Annotated in this window: 1 pseudogene; it reads right to left on the bottom strand. The window is 70.5% G+C overall.

Annotation, left to right across the window (positions count from 1 at the left end):
- A pseudogene (locus LO771_RS30410) lies at positions 1–114 on the bottom strand (malate dehydrogenase); the annotation flags it as partial.
- Positions 115–285: the final 171 nt, after the last annotated feature.

Genomic DNA, 285 nt, shown 5'->3' with positions numbered 1-285 from the left:
CTTGACCGGGGTGTCGGCACCGAGCAGCTGGCCCGACGCGATGCGGAACAGCAGCGCGTAGCCGATCTGGTCGGCCGCGCCGGTGACGGTGACGGTGACGGGAGTGCGGGTCATGGTCTGCCTTCTCCAGCTGATGCCTGAGTGAGGGGTCAGTGCTCCGGCAGAGCACGCCCGCCATGCCGGACCCTGATAGGTCTCTCGACTTCGAGAGACCGCTGGCCAGGCTATCCCAGGACGGAGGGGGGCGGGGTGGCGCCCCGGAGGTTGACACCCGGGAGGCCGCCG

It is taken from the genome of Streptacidiphilus sp. ASG 303, from assembly GCF_020991365.1.
Lineage (GTDB): Bacteria > Actinomycetota > Actinomycetes > Streptomycetales > Streptomycetaceae > Peterkaempfera.
This window is presented reverse-complemented; position numbering and strand designations above follow the sequence as displayed.